The sequence below is a fragment of the Isoptericola sp. NPDC056573 genome (assembly GCF_042793335.1).
GTDB lineage: Bacteria > Actinomycetota > Actinomycetes > Actinomycetales > Cellulomonadaceae > Isoptericola.
Window position 1 is genome coordinate 1 of the sequence record NZ_JBHTUY010000019.1, and the last position, 15,578, is coordinate 15,578.

At 74.6% G+C, this 15,578-nt stretch carries 12 protein-coding genes; 10 read left to right on the plus strand and 2 right to left on the minus strand.

Features of this window, described 5'->3' with window-relative positions; all coding sequences use genetic code 11:
• The first annotated feature begins 79 nt into the window (after window positions 1–79).
• The 4 genes from ACFQ8E_RS21190 (at window position 80) to ACFQ8E_RS21205 (ending at window position 5,394) form a co-directional block, all read left to right on the plus strand.
• Entirely contained in the window at window positions 80–550 is a 471-nt protein-coding gene (locus ACFQ8E_RS21190) for a hypothetical protein (protein WP_430552544.1), read from the plus strand.
• A 141-nt stretch (window positions 551–691) separates the two neighbouring features.
• Complete coding sequence (locus ACFQ8E_RS21195) at window positions 692–2,731, plus strand: ABC1 kinase family protein (protein ID WP_430552545.1); 2,040 nt, start codon at window positions 692–694, stop codon at window positions 2,729–2,731.
• A gap of 28 nt (window positions 2,732–2,759) precedes the next feature.
• Window positions 2,760–4,163, plus strand: coding sequence for a cystathionine beta-synthase (locus ACFQ8E_RS21200; RefSeq protein ID WP_430552546.1), 1,404 nt, complete (start codon window positions 2,760–2,762; stop codon window positions 4,161–4,163).
• A 25-nt stretch (window positions 4,164–4,188) separates the two neighbouring features.
• Window positions 4,189–5,394 (plus strand): cystathionine gamma-synthase, encoded by a 1,206-nt coding sequence (locus tag ACFQ8E_RS21205; RefSeq protein WP_430552547.1) that lies wholly within the window; start codon window positions 4,189–4,191, stop codon window positions 5,392–5,394.
• 16 nt (window positions 5,395–5,410) lie between these two features.
• Here the strand turns inward: ACFQ8E_RS21205 and ACFQ8E_RS21210 are convergent, their stop codons facing one another.
• Entirely contained in the window at window positions 5,411–6,289 is an 879-nt protein-coding gene (locus ACFQ8E_RS21210; protein WP_430552548.1) for a universal stress protein, read from the minus strand.
• Between the two features lie 118 nt (window positions 6,290–6,407).
• Window positions 6,408–7,109 carry a hypothetical protein gene (locus ACFQ8E_RS21215; protein WP_430552549.1) on the minus strand — a complete coding sequence of 234 codons (702 nt, stop codon included), beginning with the start codon at window positions 7,107–7,109 and terminating at the stop codon, window positions 6,408–6,410.
• Between the two features lie 229 nt (window positions 7,110–7,338).
• Between ACFQ8E_RS21215 and ACFQ8E_RS21220 the strand changes: the two genes are divergently transcribed.
• From ACFQ8E_RS21220 to ACFQ8E_RS21245, 6 genes are all read left to right on the plus strand, one after another.
• Entirely contained in the window at window positions 7,339–9,906 is a 2,568-nt protein-coding gene (locus ACFQ8E_RS21220; RefSeq protein WP_430552550.1) for an ATP-dependent Clp protease ATP-binding subunit, read from the plus strand.
• Between the two features lie 406 nt (window positions 9,907–10,312).
• Window positions 10,313–11,425, plus strand: coding sequence for an ABC transporter substrate-binding protein (locus ACFQ8E_RS21225; protein ID WP_430552551.1), 1,113 nt, complete (start codon window positions 10,313–10,315; stop codon window positions 11,423–11,425).
• Window positions 11,422–12,315 (plus strand): ABC transporter permease, encoded by an 894-nt coding sequence (locus ACFQ8E_RS21230; protein WP_430552552.1) that lies wholly within the window; start codon window positions 11,422–11,424, stop codon window positions 12,313–12,315. The genes ACFQ8E_RS21225 and ACFQ8E_RS21230 overlap by 4 nt, the downstream gene beginning before the upstream one ends.
• The gene (locus tag ACFQ8E_RS21235; protein ID WP_430552553.1) at window positions 12,291–13,079 is read left to right on the plus strand and encodes an ABC transporter ATP-binding protein; all 789 of its coding nucleotides are present in this window, start codon (window positions 12,291–12,293) and stop codon (window positions 13,077–13,079) included. Before ACFQ8E_RS21230 ends, ACFQ8E_RS21235 begins: the two co-directional genes overlap by 25 nt.
• Entirely contained in the window at window positions 13,076–14,488 is a 1,413-nt protein-coding gene (locus ACFQ8E_RS21240; RefSeq protein ID WP_430552554.1) for an LLM class flavin-dependent oxidoreductase, read from the plus strand. Before ACFQ8E_RS21235 ends, ACFQ8E_RS21240 begins: the two co-directional genes overlap by 4 nt.
• Complete coding sequence (locus tag ACFQ8E_RS21245; protein WP_430552555.1) at window positions 14,485–15,570, plus strand: LLM class flavin-dependent oxidoreductase; 1,086 nt, start codon at window positions 14,485–14,487, stop codon at window positions 15,568–15,570. The genes ACFQ8E_RS21240 and ACFQ8E_RS21245 overlap by 4 nt, the downstream gene beginning before the upstream one ends.
• Window positions 15,571–15,578 lie beyond the last annotated feature (8 nt).

A 15,578-nucleotide genomic window follows, 5' to 3' on the forward strand; every position in this document is an offset into this window, starting at 1 on the left:
GTGCCGCTGTTCCCCGCGCCCCCCCCCGCCCCCAACCGCATGTTCGGCGGGTTTCGCGGGGCGGTGCCAGGGTGGGCGCATGACCGCACCGCTCGCCGTCCGCTCGCTGGCGCTGGGACTCGCGGCGGGCTCGCGCGCGACGCTCGGCGTCGCCGGCCCGCTGCTCGGCCCGGTGCCGGGGCATCGGCTGCCCACCCACCGGCTCCGCCGCCCGGCCACGCTGCCGCGCGTGCTCGCGGGCCTCGCCGTCGCCGGGGAGCTGGTGGGCGACAAGCTGCCCACCACCCCCAGCCGCCTCGACCCGCCGGGTCCGGACGTCCGGGCGGGGAGCGGCGCCGTCGGCGGCCTGCTCCTCGCGCTGCGGCACCACGCGCCGGCGCCGTCGGTCGTGGCGGCGATGGTCGCCGGGGCCGTGGGCGGCGCCGTCGGCACGGGTGTCGGGGCGGCGTGGCGCGCCGCCGTCGCGCACCGCGGCTGGCCGGACCTGCCCGCCGCGCTCGCCGAGGACGCCGTCGCCCTCACCCTCGCCGCCTGGGCCACGCGCGCCTGACCCACGCCCGCCCCGGCCCGTGGGCATTCCTGGTCGCGCGCCTCAGGGACGGTTCAGGGACGGTTCAGGGGCGGCTCGTGGTGACGGGCCGCGGGGCGTCCGGAAGAGTGGCGCCATGGTGCGGGCGACGACGGGGCAGGCATGGACGCGGTAGGCGGCGTGGTCGGCGCGATCTTCGCGTTCGTCTCGACGGTGGCGATGCTGGCGCTGCTCGCCTGGACGGCGCGGCGGGTGATGGGCGCGCCGGTCGGCTGGATCCGGGCCGCGCTGGTCTCCCTGGCGGCGATCACGGGCGCCTCGGCGGCGCTCACCAGCGGGCTGCGCGCGGCGGGCTGGTGGAGCGGCGAGGGCACCCTCGAGGTCGACCCGTGGGTCGCGCTGGCGGGGATCGTCCTCGTCTTCTGCTGGGCGTTCGTGCTGGGGCTGTGCGTCCTGCTCGTGCTGGAGCTGCTGGTGCCCACGGGCACGCTGCCCACCCCGTGGCGCGCCGTCCGGCGGCTGCGGCAGGGACGCCGTGAGACGCGCCGGTACGCGCAGGTCGTCGCGATCGGCGTCCGGCACGGCCTGGGCGGGGCGTTCGGGCGCCACCGCCGCGACGGCGGCACGACGTCGCGCTCCGACGTCCGCCGCCTCGCGGTCGGCCTGCGCGACACGCTGTCCGACGCGGGCGTCACGTTCGTGAAGTTCGGCCAGACGCTCTCCACCCGGCGCGACCTGCTGCCCGACGCCGTCACCGAGACCCTCGCGACCCTGCAGAGCGACGTGCCCCCGGCGCCGTGGGACCAGGTGGAGGCGGTCGTCGAGAGCTCGCTCGGTCGCCCCGTGGGAGAGGTCTTCGCCGCGTTCGACACGGAGCCGCTCGCCTCGGCGTCGGTCGGACAGGTGCACGCCGCCCGGCTGCTCGACGGCCGCGACGTGGTGGTGAAGGTGCAGCGCCCGGGCGCGCGCGAGCAGGTCGCCGTGGACCTCGCGATCCTCGGCCGGCTCGCCCGCAGGCTGGAGCGCGACACGGCGTGGGGCCGCGGCCTCGGCGTGGTCGCGCTCGCCGACGGCTTCGCGGCGTCCCTGCGCGAGGAGCTCGACTACACCGTCGAGGCGGAGAACACGCGGGCCCTGCGCACAGCGCTGGACGTCGTGACGCACGACGGCGCGTCGTCGGGCCCGCTCGTCGTGGTGCCCCAGGTGGTCGACGGGCCGTCGAGCGGCACGCTGCTGGTGCTGGAGCGGCTCGACGGCACGCCGGTCGGGCAGGCACAGGGCGCGCTGGGCCGGCTGGACGACGCGACCCGCGCGGCGCTCGCGGACCGGCTGCTGCGCGCCGCGCTCGACCAGCTGCTCGTCGCCGGCACGTTCCACGCCGACCTGCACCCGGGCAACGTGCTCGTGCTGGCCGACGGCGGGCTCGGCCTGCTCGACATGGGCTCGGTCGGCAGGCTCGGCGAGCCCGAACGGATCGCTCTCGGCGCCCTGCTGCTCGCGATCGACGGCGACGACGCGATCGCCGCCACCGACGCCCTGCTGGAGCTGCTCGACGCGCCGCCCGGCCTGGACGTCCGCCGCCTCGAGCGCGAGGTGGGGCAGCTCGTGCTGCGGTTCCGCGCGGGCGCGGGCGCGGGCGCGGGTGCGGCGTTCGCCGGGCTCGTGCGGCTGGTCACGGCGGCGGGCATGGGCGTGCCGCCGCAGGTCGCCGCCGCGTTCCGCACGTTCGCGTCGCTGGAGGGCACGCTCGACCTGATCAGCCCCGGCTACGACCTGGTGGCCGGCGCCCGCACCCACGGCCGGCCGCTGCTGCACCGCCTCGTCACCCCGGAGGCGGTGCGCCGCAAGGCCACGCAGCAGCTCCTCGGCTTCGCGCCCGAGCTGGAGCGGCTGCCCCGCCGGGTGACCCGCATCGTCCGCGACCTGGAGGAGGGGCGCTTCACCGTCACCGTGCGCGCGTTCTCCGACCCCGCCGACCGGGCCTTCCTGACCGGCCTGGTGCAGCAGCTCATCATGACGCTCGTGGCGGTGGGGGCCGTCGTCGGCGCGGTCGTGCTGTTCGTCGCCGACGGCGGGCCGATGCTCGCGCCGCGGCTGCCGTGGTTCACGGTGCTCGGCGCCGCGCTGGGCTTCGTCGGCACGGTGCTCGCGGTGCGGGTGCTCGTGGTCGCGTTCCGCGGCACGGCGCGAGACCGGTGGTGAAAGCCCCGCGGAGGGGCATGATCGGCACATGAGATACGCGGAGCACATCTCGGAGCTCGTCGGGCACACCCCGCTCGTCCGGCTCTCCCGGGTCACCGACGGTCTGAGCGCGACGATCCTCGCCAAGGTCGAGTACGTGAACCCCGGCGGGTCGGTCAAGGACCGCATCGCGCTGAAGATGATCGAGGCGGCGGAGGCGTCCGGAGAGCTGCGGCCCGGCGGCACGATCGTCGAGCCGACGTCGGGCAACACCGGCGTGGGCCTCGCGCTCGTCGCGCAGCGCAAGGGCTACGACTGCGTCTTCGTCTGCCCCGACAAGGTGAGCGAGGACAAGCGCGACGTGCTGCGGGCGTACGGGGCGCGCGTCGTCGTGACGCCCACCGCCGTCCCGCCCGACCACCCGGACTCCTACTACTCGGTCTCCGACCGGCTGGTGCAGGAGATCGACGGGGCCTGGAAGCCGAACCAGTACGCCAACCCGAACGGCCCGCTGTCGCACTACGAGTCCACCGGGCCCGAGGTGTGGGCGGACACCGACGGCCGGGTGACGCACTTCGTCGCGGGCGTCGGGACGGGCGGCACGATCACCGGCACGGGCCGCTACCTCAAGGAGGTGTCGGCGGACCGGGCCGACGGCGGCCCGGTCCGGGTCGTCGGCGCCGACCCGGCGGGCTCGGTCTACTCGGGCGGCGACGGGCGGCCGTACCTGGTGGAGGGCGTCGGCGAGGACTTCTGGCCGGGCGCCTACGACCCGTCCGTCCCCGACGAGGTCATCGCCGTCACCGACGCGGACTCCTTCGCCATGACGCGCCGGCTCGCGCGCGAGGAGGGCCTGCTCGTGGGCGGGTCGTGCGGGATGGCGGTCGAGGCGGCGCTGCGGCTCGCGCGGCGGCTCGAGGAGGAGGACGCGGCGGCCGCGGCGGAGGCCGTGATCGTCGTCCTGCTGCCCGACGGCGGGCGCGGCTACCTGTCGAAGATCTTCTCCGACACGTGGATGCGGTCGTACGGCTTCCTGCCCGACGAGGAGGGCGTCACCGCGGGCGACATCCTGCGTGCGAAGGACGGGCGGCTGCCCGACCTGGTGCACACCCACCCGAGCGAGACGGTGCGCGACGCCATCGAGATCCTGCGCGAGTACGGCGTCTCGCAGATGCCGGTCGTCGGCGCGGAGCCGCCCGTGAAGATCGGCGAGGTCGCGGGCGCCGTGACCGAGCGGGCGCTGCTCGACGCCGTCTTCTCCGGCCGCGCGTCCCTCGCCGACCGCGTCGACGCGCACATGCAGCCCCGGCTGCCGCTCATCGGGGCCGGCGAGGGCGTGGAGGCCGTGCGCGCCGCGCTCACCGACGCCGACGCGCTGCTCGTCGTCGAGGACGGCGACCCCGTCGGCGTCCTCACCCGCCACGACCTCCTGGGGTTCGTCGCGGGCCGGTGACCACGCTCGTGCGTAGGCTGGCCGGGTGAGCACCAGCGACCACCCCGACTGGACGACGTTCGGCTTCTCGACCCGCGCCATCCACGCGGGCCAGGACCCGGACCCGACGACCGGCGCCGTCGTGCCGCCGATCCACCAGGTCTCCACGTACAAGCAGGACGGCGTGGGCGGCCTGCGCGGCGGGTACGAGTACTCCCGCTCCGCCAACCCGACGCGCACCGCGCTGGAGGAGGCGCTCGCCGCGGCGGAGCACGGGGAACGCGGCTTCGCGTTCGCCTCGGGCCTGGCCGCCGAGGACACGCTGCTGCGCGCGGTGCTGCGCCCGGGCGACCACGTGATCGTGCCGAACGACGCCTACGGCGGCACGTACCGGCTCGTCGCGCGGGTCTTCGGGCCGTGGGGGATCGCGCACACGCCGGTCGACCTCTCCGACGTCGACGCGGTGCGGGCAGCCGTCCGTCCCGAGACCAAGGTGCTGTGGGTCGAGACGCCGACCAACCCGCTGCTGGGCGTCAGCGACGTCGCGGCGCTGGCGGGCGTGGCACGCGACGCCGGCGCGCTGCTCGTCGTGGACAACACCTTCGCCACGCCCTACCTGCAGCAGCCCCTGGCGCTCGGCGCGGACGTCGTCGTGCACTCCACGACCAAGTACATCGGCGGGCACAGCGACGTCGTCGGGGGAGCGCTCGTCGTCGCGGCGGGCGCGGTGCTGCCGGGCGGTCTCGAGTCGCCTGCGGGCGGCACGGACGTGGCCGGCGCCGTCGGCTTCCACCAGAACTCGTCGGGCGCCGTCGCGGGCCCGTTCGACGCGTGGCTCACGCTGCGCGGCCTCAAGACGCTCGCCGTCCGGATGGACCGGCACCAGGCGAACGCGGCCGCGGTGGCGGACTTCCTCGCCGGGCACCCTGCCGTGACCGAGGTGCTCTATCCGGGCCTCGCGTCCCACCCGGGCCACGACGTCGCGGCCCGCCAGATGCGCGGGTTCGGCGGCATGGTGTCGTTCCGCGCCGGCAGCGAGGCGAAGGCGCTCGACGTGTGCGCGCGGACGCAGGTGTTCACGCTGGCCGAGTCGCTCGGCGGCGTCGAGTCGCTCGTCGAGCACCCGGGCCGGATGACGCACGGCTCGGTCGCGGGCACGTCGCTCGAGGTGCCCGACGACCTCGTGCGCCTGTCCGTCGGGATCGAGGACGTGGACGACCTGGTCGCGGACCTCGAGCAGGCGCTCGCGTAGCGGCGAGGGTCGTCGGTCAGCCGCGGACGACGGTGACGGGGCAGGGTGCGAAGTCGAGCACCTGACGGCTGACCGAGCCCAGGAGCAGCCGGTCGAAGCCGCCGAGGCCGCGCGCCCCGACGACGAGCCGCTCGGCGCCCTGCGCCGCGACCACGAGCTGCTTGGCGGCCTGGCCGTGCACCACCCGGCGGGTGAGCCGCTCGGGCGGCAGCGTCACCCCGGCCGCGCGCACCGCCTCGGCGAGCGAGTCGGCCGCGAACTTCTCGTAGTCGTCGACGGGCGGCGCCCACCCCCACGACCCCGGCAGCGGGGCCAGCGTCGTGATCTGCCACGCGAAGACGGCGTCGATCGACGCCCCGGTCCTGTCCGCGACCTCGCACGCGTGCCGCAGCGCGGCGACGCTCGGGGCCGAGGTGTCGACGCCGACGACGATGCGCGGCGCCGTCTCGGCGGGCACGTCGTCCTCCGGGGCCCCGTCGGGGTTGCCGTGGCGCACCACCGTGACGGGCACGACGGCGTGCTCCACGACCGTCGTCGACACCGAGCCCAGCACGGCCCGGCCCAGGCGTCCCCGCCGGCGCCGGCCGAGCACCAGCATGTCGGCGTCCGCGCCGAGCTCGAGCAGCCGGTCGGCCGCCGGGCCGGGGAGCGCCGCGACCGTGCCGTCGACCTCGACACCCGTGCGGGCGCGGGCCGCGTCGAGCAGCCCCTGCGCCTCCTCGCGCACGGGGGCCAGCGCGGCCTCGTGCGCGGCGGCATCGGCGCCCTTGCCGGCGCCCGCGTCGACCATGACCAGCGTGAGCGGCACCGCGGCCGCGGCCGCCTCCCGCAGCGCCCAGTCCAGCGCCTCGTCCGACTCGACCGAACCGTTGACCCCGACCACGATGCCGCGCATCGGCCACCCCGACTCTCTCGTCGTGCGTCCGCCGCCCCGTCACGACGTGCGGGGCGGCCCTGGCTTGCAGCATAGGTCGGGCGCCGTCGCCCGTCAGGGCGAGGTCACGGGACGTCGATCACGCACCGCCGTCAGCACGACGCCGGCCCGACAGGAGTGCGTCGACGGGCCGGGTCACGACCTCCACCCGGTCGACGAGGTCCGCGGGGCCGGTGACGACGAGGGCGCGGTCGGCGGCCGCCACGTACACGGCGGTGGTCTCGCGGGCGGTGACGCGGACACAGTCCGCCTCGTCGCCGTCCACGACGAACGTCCCCGTCGTCAGCGGGGCCTCGTCGACCTCGGCGACCAGGGCGCGCATCGCGCTGCGGTAGTCCTGGAACGAGTCCGCGAAGTCCGACCCGTCGCGCTCTGCGGCACCGTCGGCCGCCGAGCCGCCGGCCTCCTCGGCCGGTGCGGGCTCGACGGGAGCGGCGATGTCGGCGTGCAGCGGCGCGGCGCGCGCGCCGCTGCACGCGGCGCGGACCACGTCCTCGACGTCGTCGTCGGGCACCCGGGTGCGCAGGGTCTCGACCTCCAGCGCCTCCCCGGTGAACGACCGGTAGGCGCGCACGAACCGCTCGCACGTCGGGTCGTCGGAGTCCACGTGCCCGGTGAGCGACTGGTCCTCCAGGTCGAGGCCCCAGGTCAGCGGGTCGCGCACCTCGCCCAGGACGCCGGAGAACTGCGCCAGCCGCGCGTCGTCCCCGTTCCACGCCCGCCGACCCGCGTCGTGGCCCGCGCCGCCCGTGGCTCCCGGCTGCTGCTCGATCTCGTCCATCGGTACCCCCCGGGTTGACCTCTGCGGCGACCACCGCGGCGGCGACCGCCTTTCCCCGAGCCTGGACCGCCCCGCCCGCGGCTGGCAATCCGGCACGCCGTCACGCCCCTGGCGAACATGGGCTTACGGAGGGGTGTCGGCGAGTTGGGAGCGCATAGAGTCGTAGCGGTCAGGCTGTAGCCGTCAATCCGACGGGGTGCAGGTAACGCCGCTCGTGAGGGAGCAGCACATGTTCGAGAGATTCACCGACCGAGCCCGTCGGGTGGTCGTCCTTGCTCAGGAAGAGGCAAGGATGCTCAACCACAACTACATCGGCACCGAGCACATCCTGCTCGGACTCATCCACGAGGGTGAGGGCGTCGCCGCGAAGGCCCTGGAGTCGCTGGGGATCTCGCTCGACGGCGTCCGCACCCAGGTCACCGAGATCATCGGCGAGGGCCAGCAGGCCCCGAGCGGGCACATCCCGTTCACGCCGCGCGCCAAGAAGGTGCTGGAGCTGTCGCTCCGCGAGGCGCTGCAGCTCGGGCACAACTACATCGGCACCGAGCACATCCTGCTCGGCCTCATCCGCGAGGGCGAGGGCGTCGCCGCCCAGGTGCTCACGAAGATGGGCGCCGACCTGAACAAGGTGCGCCAGCAGGTCATCCAGCTGCTGAGCGGCTACCAGGGCAAGGAGCCCGTGGCCGCCGGTGGCCCGCAGGAGGGGCAGCCGTCCGGCTCCGCCGTCCTCGACCAGTTCGGCCGCAACCTCACCCAGGCCGCGCGCGAGGGCAAGCTCGACCCGGTCATCGGCCGCTCGACGGAGATCGAGCGCGTCATGCAGGTGCTGAGCCGCCGCACCAAGAACAACCCCGTGCTGATCGGCGAGCCGGGCGTCGGCAAGACGGCCGTCGTCGAGGGCCTCGCCCAGGACATCGTGCGCGGCGACGTGCCGGAGACGCTGAAGGACAAGCAGCTCTACACGCTGGACCTCGGCGCCCTGGTCGCCGGTTCCCGCTACCGCGGTGACTTCGAGGAGCGCCTCAAGAAGGTGCTCAAGGAGATCCGCACCCGCGGCGACATCATCCTGTTCATCGACGAGATCCACACCCTCGTCGGGGCGGGTGCCGCCGAGGGCGCGATCGACGCGGCGAGCATCCTCAAGCCGATGCTGGCCCGCGGCGAGCTGCAGACCATCGGCGCGACCACGCTCGACGAGTACCGCAAGTACGTCGAGAAGGACCCGGCCCTGGAGCGCCGCTTCCAGCCGATCCAGGTCAACGAGCCGTCGCTCGAGCACGCCATCGAGATCCTCAAGGGCCTGCGCGACCGCTACGAGGCGCACCACCGCGTGTCCATCACGGACTCCGCGCTGGTCTCCGCCGCCCAGCTCGCCGACCGGTACATCAACGACCGGTACCTGCCGGACAAGGCGATCGACCTGATCGACGAGGCGGGCGCGCGCCTGCGGATCCGCCGCATGACGGCGCCGCCGGAGCTCAAGGCCCTGGACGAGGAGATCGCCGAGGCCCGCCGCGACAAGGAGTCGGCGATCGACGAGCAGGACTTCGAGAAGGCCGCCGGGCTGCGGGACAAGGAGAAGCAGCTCACCGCCCAGCGCGCCGACAAGGAGAAGGCCTGGAAGTCGGGCGACCTCGACTCCGTCGCGGAGGTCGACGACGAGCTGATCGCCGAGGTGCTGGCGATGTCGACCGGCATCCCGGTCGTCAAGCTCACCGAGGAGGAGTCCAGCAAGCTCCTGCACATGGAGGACGAGCTGCACAAGCGCGTCGTCGGGCAGAACACGGCCATCAAGGCGCTGTCCCAGGCGATCCGCCGTACGCGTGCCGGGCTCAAGGACCCGAAGCGCCCCGGTGGCTCGTTCATCTTCGCCGGCCCCACGGGTGTCGGGAAGACGGAGCTGGCCAAGGCGCTCGCCGAGTTCCTGTTCGGGGACGAGGACGCGCTGATCCAGCTCGACATGTCCGAGTTCTCGGAGAAGCACACCGTGTCGCGGCTGTTCGGCTCGCCCCCCGGCTACGTCGGCTACGACGAGGGCGGACAGCTCACGGAGAAGGTCCGGCGCAAGCCGTTCTCGGTGGTCCTGTTCGACGAGGTCGAGAAGGCTCACGCGGACATCTTCAACTCGCTGCTGCAGGTCCTCGAGGACGGTCGCCTGACCGACTCGCAGGGCCGGGTGGTCGACTTCAAGAACACCGTGATCATCATGACCACCAACCTCGGCACGCGGGACATCGCCAAGGGCGTCCAGACCGGCTTCAACGCCGGCGGCGACCTGGTGACCTCCTACGAGCGCATGAAGGCGAAGGTCAACGAGGAGCTCAAGCAGCACTTCCGGCCGGAGTTCCTCAACCGCGTCGACGACGTGGTGGTCTTCCCGCAGCTCTCGCAGGACGAGATCATCGAGATCGTCGACCTGGAGATCGCCAAGCTGGACAAGCGTCTGCGCGACCGGGACATGGCCATCGAGCTCACGCCCGCCGCGAAGAACCTGCTGGCGGAGAAGGGCTACGACCCGGTGCTCGGCGCCCGTCCCCTGAAGCGGGCGATCCAGCGGGAGATCGAGGACACCCTGTCCGAGAAGATCCTGTTCGGCGAGCTCAAGGCCGGCGACCTCGTGCTGGTCGACGGCGAGGGCGAGGGCATCCTCGGGGAGTTCACCTTCCGCGGGGTGGCCAAGAGCGAGCACGAGCGCGGGCCGGTCTCGGTCGGCGCGACGGCGGCGCTCGACGCCCCCACCGGCGTCTCGGTGCACGACCTGCCGCCCACCGGCCAGATGCAGGCCGGCGCGGAGTGACGCGCTGAACCCCACGGCCTGACGGTCGACGACGAAGGCCCCGGACCCCCTCACAGGGTCCGGGGCCTTCGTCGTGCCCGCAGCCGTCCGAGCGTCGTCTCGAATCCTGGTCCCGCATCGTGAGACTTTCCGGAGATCTCTCGCGCTGGGCGTGCGCGGCGCCTACCTTCCCCGCCATGCACGCCGACACGAACGGACTCCGGTCCCCGGGCACCCGCACCGCGGGCGCCGCCGTGCCGTGCGCCCGCCGGGGCTGTCGGCCCTGTCGTCGCTGTCGCCGCTGACCCGACGCACGCCGTCGTCTCCGCCTCCCCGGCAGCAGAACCCGCTCGAGACCACCGCCCCGTCCGCCGTCGCGCGGGCGGGTGACGTGGCGTACCCCCGCACGCCCCGAGAGGACCCCGTCATGCCCCGAACCATCTCCCTCCGCCGCGCCCGCGCCCGCGGCGCCCGACGGGCGGCCGCCGCCGTCGTCGGCTTCGTCGGACTGCTGGGCACCGCCGGCTGCGTCGCCGACGCCGCCGCGGACAGCCCGGGCGGCACGCTGGCCGCCTCCGACCCGCTGCCCTCCGCCGTGCCGGACGGCACGACGCTCGTCGTCGGCGACCCCAGCACCGAGGTCGCGCTCGAGCTGGCCGGCGACGAGATCGAGCACGACTTCTCCTTCGACGTCGAGTGGGCCAACCTGTCGGGCGGGCCGCAGACCATCGAGGCGTTCCGGGCGGAGTCCCTCGACGTCGGATCCGTCGCCGAGATCCCGTCCATCCACGCCACCTGGACGGGGGTGCCGGTGAAGAACATCGCCACCAAGTACCGGGAGAACTGGCAGGACGCACCCGTCTACGAGCTGGCCGGCCGCCCCGGCATCACCCTCGGCTCCCTCGACGACCTCGCCGGCAAGCGCATCGCGTTCAGCCCCGGCCAGGCGCAGGGCGCCCTGGTGCTCAAGGCGCTCGCCGCCGCCGGACTGACCCAGGACGACGTCGAGCTCGTGGAGCTGCCCAGCACCGGCGACGTCTACTCCACCGCGCTGGCCGCCGGGGAGGTCGACGTCGCCCCGCTCGGCGGCACCCAGCTGTTCCGCTACCTCACGAAGTACGAGGCGGACGGCGCCCAGTCGGTCCAGCACGGGCTGCGCGACGACGCGGGTCACCTGTACGCGCCGGTCGCCGTCCTGGAGGACCCGGCCAAGGCGGCGGCCCTGGCCGAGTACGTCGAGGTGTGGGCGCGAGCGCAGGTGTGGATCGCGAACCACCCCGAGGAGTGGAAGCAGGGGTACTACGTGGAGCACGAGGGGCTGACCGACGAGGACGCCCAGTACCTCACCGACCACGCGGCCGTGCCCGACATCCCGGCCGACCTCACCGAGGGCATCGCCCGCACGCAGGAGACGATCGACCTGCTCGCGAAGGAGCTGGACGAGGACCCGCTCGACGCGGCCGACCTCTTCGACCAGCGGTTCGTCGCTGCGCAGACCGCCGGCGTCGAGGCGCAGCAGGCGGCGGAGGACGACCGATGACCGCCCTCGGCACCGTCACCCGGGCGGGCACCGCGCCCCGCGCCCGCACCGCCTTGGGCGCCGTGCAGAGCGGCGAGGGCCGGCCCGCGGGACGGCTCGACGTCCGCCCCGCCGGGCGACGGCTCGGGCTCGGGCGCCCGCTCCCGGTGGCCGGGCTGCTCGGCGTCGTCGTCCTGGTCGGGGTGTGGGTGGCGGGCTCCGCCACGGGGCTCATCGACCAGCGGGTGCTCAGCGCCCCCTGGACGGTGGTCACCACCGCCGGCGACCTGATCGCGAAGGGCGACCTGCAGGAGAACCTGGGCGTCTCGCTGACCCGTGCGGCCCTCGGGCTGGCGTGGGGCGTCGCGACCGGCGTCGTGCTGGCGCTCGCCTCCGGCCTGAGCCGCGTGGGCGACGCGCTGCTCGACGGCCCGATCCAGGTCAAGCGCGCCATCCCGAACCTCGCGCTGCTGCCGCTGCTCATCCTGTGGTTCGGGATCGGCGAGCCGATGAAGGTCATCACCATCGCGCTCGGCGTGTTCATCCCGATCTACGTGCACACGCACAACGGGCTGCGCTCGATCGACTCCCGGTACGTCGAGCTGGCCGAGACGGTGCGGCTGAGCCGGCCGCAGTTCGTGCGCCGCGTCGTGCTTCCGGGCGCGCTCCCCGGTTTCCTGCTCGGCCTGCGGTTCGCCGTCACCGGGTCGCTGCTGTCGCTGGTCGTCGTCGAGCAGGTCAACGCCACCGCGGGCATCGGCTACATGATGGAGCTCGCCCGCACCTACGGACAGACCGAGGTCATCATCGTCGGCCTCGTCGTCTACGGCGTGCTCGGGTTCAGTGCCGACGCCGCCGTCCGGCTGCTGCAGAGGAGGGCGCTCGCATGGCGACGCACGCTGGAGGACTGACCGCCACGCCGACCGCGACCGGCACGGACGTCGTCGCCGAGGCGCCCGCCGTCACCGTGCGCGGGCTCGTGCGCGCGTACGGCGCGGAGCGGGTGCTCGACGACCTCGACCTGGAGCTCGGCGCGGGGGAGTTCGTCGCGATTCTGGGCCGCAGCGGCTCGGGCAAGTCGACGCTGCTGCGGGCGCTCGCGGGCCTCGACCACGGCGTGGCGGGGTCGGGCGAGGTGCGCGTGCCCGACCAGGTGTCCGTCGTGTTCCAGGACTCCCGGCTGCTGCCGTGGGCGCGGGTGCTCGACAACGTGGTGCTGGGCCTGGACGGCGTCCGCCGTCGGGCCGCCGGCGACGCCGGGCGGGCCGCGCTCGCCGAGGTGGGCCTCGCCGGCCGGGAGCGGGCGTGGCCGAACGAGCTGTCCGGCGGCGAGCAGCAGCGGGTGTCCCTGGCCCGCTCGCTCGTCCGCTCGCCCCAGCTCCTGCTGGCCGACGAGCCGTTCGGCGCCCTCGACGCCCTCACCCGCATCCGTATGCACGAGCTCCTGCGCGACCTGTACGACCGGCACCGGCCCGCGGTGCTGCTCGTGACGCACGACGTCGACGAGGCGATCGTGCTCGCCGACCGCGTCGTCGTCCTCGACCGCGGCCGCATCGCCGTCGAGCGACGCATCGACCTCCAGGAGCGGCGCGACGCCGCCGACCCCCGGTTCGCCGCCATCCGCACCGAGCTGCTCGACGCCCTCGGCGTCGAGCGGAAGGACGTGACCGTATGACCCGCACCGCCGGCCGCGACGGCCACCGCCCCGGACCTTTCCACCTCAACGCGTTCCTCATGAGCACCGGCCACCACGAGGCGTCGTGGCGGCTGCCGGAGAGCTCCCCGGACCACACGTCCACGAACATCGCCTACCTGCAGCGGCTGGCCCGCACCGCGGAGGAGGGGCTGCTCGACTCCGTCTTCTTCGCCGACGGCCCCGGCCTGCGCAGCGACGTCGGACGCCGCCCCGCCGGGTCGCTCGACCCGCTGATCGTGCTCACGGCGCTCGCCGCCGCCACCGAGCGCATCGGCCTCATCGCGACGGCGTCCACCACCTACAACTCGCCGTACAACCTGGCGCGGCGGTTCGCGTCGATCGACATCGTGTCGGGCGGCCGCGCCGGGTGGAACGTCGTGACGACGGCCGGCCCGGACATCGCGCGCAACTTCGGCCTCGACGACCAGCCCGCGCACGCCGTGCGCTACGAGCGCGCCGCGGAGTTCCTCGACGTCGCGTACAAGCTCTGGGACTCGTGGGACGACGACGCCGTGCTCGCGGACAAGGAGCGCGGCGTCTGGGCGGACGCGGCGAGGATCCACCCTGCCGGGCACGTCGGGGAGCACTTCTCCGTCGCCGGCGCGCTCACCACGCCGCGCACCCCGCAGGCGCGGCCGCTGATCGTGCAGGCCGGGTCGTCGGATGACGGCAAGGGGCTCGCGGCGCGGTACGCCGAGGCCGTCTTCACCGCGCACCAGACGCTCGACGACGCACGGGCCTTCTACGCCGACCTCAAGGCCCGGGCCGTCGCGGCGGGTCGCGACGCCGACGGGATCAAGATCCTGCCGGGCATCGTGCCCGTGCTCGGCTCCACCGAGGCGGAGGCCCTGGCCGCCGAGCGCGAGCTCGACGAGCTCATCGTGCCCGAGTACGCGCGTCGCCAGCTCGCCGCGACCCTGCGCGTCGACCCCGAGGACCTGCCGCTGGACCGCCAGCTGCCCGCCGACCTGCCCGACGAGGACGAGATCGAGGGCGCCAAGAGCCGGTACACGCTGATCGTGGAGCTGGCCCGTCGGGAGCGGCTGACGGTGCGCGAGCTCATCGGCCGCCTGGGCGGAGGGCGCGGGCACCGCACGCTGGCGGGCACGCCCGAGCAGGTCGCCGACGCCCTCCAGGAGTGGTACGACGCCGAGGCCGCCGACGGCTTCAACGTCATGCCGGCCGTGCTGCCGCGCGGGCTGGAGGAGTTCACCGCGCACGTCGTGCCGATCCTCCAGGCGCGCGGCCTGTTCCGCACCGCCTACGAGGGCACCACCCTGCGCGAGCACTACGGGCTCGAGCGGCCCGCGAGCCGGTACTCGTCGTCGGTCGCGTCGGCTGCGTCCGTCGAGGCCGCCGAGCTCGCCACCGCGGGGGTGGGGGCATGAGCGCCGACGTCCTCTGGTACATCCCCAACCAGGTGCGCGCCGGCCACCGTGGCGACGTCGTGACGGCGGACCACAACAGCCTCGACACCCTCACCGAGCAGGCCCTCGCGCTGGAGGAGCACGGCTGGGACGGGGCGCTGCTCGGCACCGGGTGGGGCCGGCCGGACACGTTCACCGTGGCGGCGGCGCTCGCCGCCCGCACCACGACGTTCAACCCGCTGGTCGCGATCCGGCCCGGCTACTGGCAGCCGGCCCACCTCGCCTCGGCGGCGGCGACGCTCGACCACCTCACCGGTGGCCGGGTGCGGATCAACATCGTGTCCGGGCAGGACGGCGTCGCGCAGTACGGCGACACGGTCACCGACCGGGCGGCACGCTACGGGCGCACGCGCGAGTTCCTGCAGCTGGTGCGCCGGCTGTGGACGCAGGACGACGTGACGTTCGACGGCGGGCACTACCGGGCCGACGGCGCCACGCTGCCGCTGCGTCCCGTGGCCCGGGAGGGGCGTGCGCACCCGACGCTGTACTTCGGCGGCGCGTCGCCCGAGGCGGAGGCGGTGGCGGCCGCGGAGGCCGACGTGCAGCTCTTCTGGGGCGAGCCGCTGGACGGCGTGGCCGAGCGGATCGACCGGCTGCGCGCGCTGAGCGAGCAGGTCGGCCGGGAGCACGCGCCGCTGCAGTTCGGGCTGCGCGTCACGACCTTCGTGCGCGACACCACCGACGAGGCATGGCGTGACGCCGAGGCCAAGGTGGAGCACCTCGCCGAGGCGTCGGGACGCCAGGGGTGGCGGCGCGACGCCGACCACCGTGCCGCGGACCGCCCGGTCGCCGTCGGGCAGCAGCGCCTGCTCGACCTCGCCGCCCGCGGCGACGTGCTCGACGAGAACCTGTACACCGCGCCCGCCCGCGCCGGGGGCGGCGGGGCCGGGACCACCTGGCTCGTGGGCTCGCCGTCCGACGTCGCGAAGTCCCTGCGCCGCTACCAGGACCTCGGTGTCACCCACTTCGTGCTGTCGGACACCCCGTACCTGGACGAGATCCGCCGCCAGGGCGAGCAGCTGCTGCCGCTCCTCCGCGACTGACCGGAGCA